Source organism: uncultured Clostridium sp. (genome assembly GCF_934754915.1).
GTDB lineage: Bacteria > Bacillota > Clostridia > Clostridiales > Clostridiaceae > Clostridium.
On sequence record NZ_CAKVKB010000240.1, the window covers coordinates 1 to 3,572 of the forward strand.

4 protein-coding genes are annotated in these 3,572 nt (G+C 28.9%); all 4 read right to left on the bottom strand.

Annotated elements, in window-relative coordinates; genetic code table 11:
* On the bottom strand, positions 1-322 hold a 322-nt coding region (gene fliW, locus Q0F58_RS18145), incomplete at its 3' end, for a flagellar assembly protein FliW (protein ID WP_294379269.1).
* A 65-nt stretch (positions 323-387) separates the two neighbouring features.
* On the bottom strand, positions 388-1,440 hold the full coding sequence (gene flgL, locus Q0F58_RS18150) for a flagellar hook-associated protein FlgL (RefSeq protein ID WP_294379271.1): 1,053 nt from the start codon (positions 1,438-1,440) through the stop codon (positions 388-390).
* 36 nt (positions 1,441-1,476) lie between these two features.
* Positions 1,477-3,339 (bottom strand): flagellar hook-associated protein FlgK, encoded by a 1,863-nt coding sequence (gene flgK / locus Q0F58_RS18155; protein WP_294379273.1) that lies wholly within the window; start codon positions 3,337-3,339, stop codon positions 1,477-1,479.
* A 71-nt stretch (positions 3,340-3,410) separates the two neighbouring features.
* On the bottom strand, positions 3,411-3,560 hold the full coding sequence (flgN, locus tag Q0F58_RS18160; RefSeq protein WP_294379276.1) for a flagellar export chaperone FlgN: 150 nt from the start codon (positions 3,558-3,560) through the stop codon (positions 3,411-3,413).
* Positions 3,561-3,572 lie beyond the last annotated feature (12 nt).

Here is a 3,572-nt window from a genome sequence, read left to right on the forward strand (position 1 = left end):
TAGTTGTTATTTTTTTAGGATCTGAATTTAATGTAACTGTAGTAATTATGTAAACTTCTTCTGGTGATTTTATATTCAAATTATCTATGGTTTCATCACTTAATTTAACTTTATATTCTTCAAAAAATTCATAAGGTGATACCACTATCATTCCAATATGCTCATCATCTAAAGATTGAAGCATTTTAAATGGCTCATATCCATTTAAATCTACTAATATATATTTTCTTAATCCTTCAAATCCAGGAATTCCTTTGTTAAATGTAATAATATTGTTTTCTGTATATTCAATTTCTCCATATACTTTAGAAACAAACTTCATAATGATATCTCCTTTCACCTCTACAGAAATAAACCCTTAAACACTCCATAAAATATATTAATTTTCTAAACATAATCTAATAATGTATTATTCAAAATCTTTGCACTTGTTTGAAGTGTTGCTGTATACACTGTCTGCAATACAGCATATTCCATTGTTTTTTGTGCAAAATCAATATCATCAGTTTCTGATAAAATGCTTGTCATATTATAATTTTGATCTTCGTTTGTATCTTTAGCTGATTTCATTCTATTTTCCATAGCTCCAACATTTGATCTTATCTGTGATATATGCGATGCTGCTGCAGTTATATCTTCTGTCATTTTTCCACATATTTTCTCTAAAGCAGACTTAGGATTATCAATAGTTGTTGTTCCATCAGATAAAGTTTCTGATTGTTTTGTACCTGATGCCACATTTAAACATTTTACTAAATCTGATAAAATACCTATAGTTCCAGCATCAGTTTTACCAGTATCTTTATCATATGAATAATTCAGAACATCTATAGCAGTTTTATTATATTCTACAACTACTCCTTGTGCTATTTCACTGTTAAGTTTAGAATCTAATTGATTATATATCTTTTCATTTTTAGGTCTATCTACATTAAAAGTACCTGCACTAAAAATATTTGATCCATCTTTAGCAATAAGACTTATATTACCATTATCATCAACATAAACAGGTTTTGATGTGCTTTTTGTTCCTCCAAATATAAAATTTCCATCAAAAGAAGTATTTAACACCTGACCTAATTCTTTTATTTTTTCTACAACTTCATCTTTTATAGCTCCTATTTCATCTCCACTATAAGCTCCATTTCCAGCTTTTACAGTAAGTTCTTTTATTCTCGCCATTATGCTGTTAGCCTGACCAAGCGCTGTATCTGTAGTATCAAGCCAATTTGAAGTATCAGTTATATTAGTATTGTACTGTTTATTGGCACTTATTTCATTATTAAGCTGCATAGTTCTTACTGCAGTATATGGATTTTCCGAAGCCCTCTGTATAGTTTTACCAGTAGCTAATTGATTCTGTAATGTACCCATATTTCCTAAATTTCTCTGCAGATTATTCATGTAGTTAGATACAAGCATTGAATTCGTCATTCTCATGATTATCATTCCTCCTATTTTTTAATAATATTCTAACTATCTCTTTAATCCATTAATAACAACGTCAAGAAGTTCATCTACTGTTGAAATCATTTTTGCATTTGCCTGATAAGAATGTTGGAATTGAATCAAATCTGACATTTCTTCATCTAAAGATACTCCTGATTCAGATAACCTTTGATTTTCCAAATTCGATAAAAGTGTAACTTGCGTTGAAAGATCTGATTTTGCTTTGCTTACATTTGATGCAAGCTTAGTTATTGTACTTGAATAATAATTGTTTAGCTTACTTCCTGTTCCGCTTTTATTTTCCAAATCCATTTTAGTAGTATCATTTTTAAAACTTATACCTGATTTATTAAAGAATTCATCTCTAGTAGCTATATCCTCTAAATTCTGTAAAGCTCCCATATCAATTTTCAAATCTTTTAATTGCGCTATTGCTAATGCTCTAGAGCCATCCTTTTCTCCACTATAATCAGCAACATGGTGCTCCCCCGAATTTATTAAAGATAAATCCTTAAACATTTTTGAATTTACAGAAATATTTTTAGCTGTTATTCCAGCGTCAGTAGATGTATTAGTTGAGTTAACAAATAATAATTCTGCTGTAATTGATTTATTATCTTTATCTAATATACCTGATTTTTCACCTGACTTTCCGGTACTTCCTGTCTGAATTGCATTAACTGAATAAGCAAAAGCTGCCGCAAGTTTATTCAATTCATTTTTATAAACTTCTATTGTATCTTGAACCTGTTGATTTCCTGCAATTTCACCTTTGGTTATTCCTGAACATTTCTCATTAAATATTACTACTTTACTTTCACTTTTATGTGTAGTAGGATTTTCAGTTTTAATAAAATCACTTGCATTTAATGTTGTATATTCTGTAAATTTACCTTGTGCATCTTTACTGCCTAATAATCCATCACTATTTCCAACCAATATTCTATCTTGTAATAAAGTTTTTTGTAATTCTTTAAGTTCTTTTGAATTTGTACCTGTAATAGTAAATGTTTTTTGATTATCTGCATTTCCAAGAACATTATATGTTACAGTCAATTTAGTAGGATTTTCTTCATTGTCACATACTACATTTTGCACATAAGAAAATCTATTATAATTAAGATCATTAGGATCAGAATTAACTAAATTTCCTAAATTTTTATTATTATTCTGATCAACACTTAAATCTATAGTATTATATTTCTTCTTATCAATTTTCACTCCAAATTTAGAACTTAACTGATCTATCAAATAATCTCTTGAATCCATTAAATCATTAGGACTCATGCTGACAGCTGAAACTCTTGATATTTGTTTATTTAAATCATTAATCTGGTCTAAAATACTGTTGACTTCTGTAACATAATTTCCAAGTTCCTTCTGAGCATCTTGCTGTTTACGTTCAAGCTGATCATATCTGCTGTTTAACATTGTTGCTAATGCTTCAGCTTTTTTAAGAGCAACTGTTCTATTATCTTGTTTTTCTGGAGCTTTTGATAATTCCTGAAATGCATTATAAAATTCATTAAGAGCTCCTTGTACTCCTGTACTTGTTGTTTCATTTAAAATATCTTCTACCTGGTATAAATATTGATATGTTGAATTCATAGTACCTTTATCAGTAGTTTCATTCCTTACCTGATAATCTATAAATTCATTTCTTATCCTTTGAATTGTTGTTATCTGTGCACCAGTACCAATCTGACCATATCCAATATTATCAAATTTTGATAATCCTCCAAAAGGTCTTGTTGTTTCTACTACTGCTCTTTGTCTTGAATATCCCGGTGTCTGTGCATTTGCTATATTATGAGAAGTTGTATTGATGTTTCCTTGTTGTACAAATAACCCTCTTTTAGCCACTGTAAATGTATCAAACAAACCTGCCATTTTTATATCCTGCCTTTCTTACATTTAACTTCCATGTTATCTATTTTTAACTTCCTTGATTTACTTTAAAATCATTTAGATAAATTGCCATATGAATTGTATGTTTTTGCTTCTTTATCTGGATTGATTATATTTAACATTTTATTAGTAAATATTAACTGCTGCTTTAGTAATAACTCATTCGTATTCTTTTTTTCAACTGCATCCTGCAATACTTTCATCAACGCATCATA

What these genes read in the sequence shown, in the direction of transcription:
- flgL (WP_294379271.1), bottom strand. Translation starts at nt 1,440, where the DNA reads ATGAGAATGACGAATTCAATGCTTGTATCTAACTACATGAATAATCTG.
- flgK (WP_294379273.1), bottom strand. Translation starts at nt 3,339, where the DNA reads ATGGCAGGTTTGTTTGATACATTTACAGTGGCTAAAAGAGGGTTATTT.
- flgN (WP_294379276.1), bottom strand. Translation starts at nt 3,560, where the DNA reads ATGAAAGTATTGCAGGATGCAGTTGAAAAAAAGAATACGAATGAGTTA.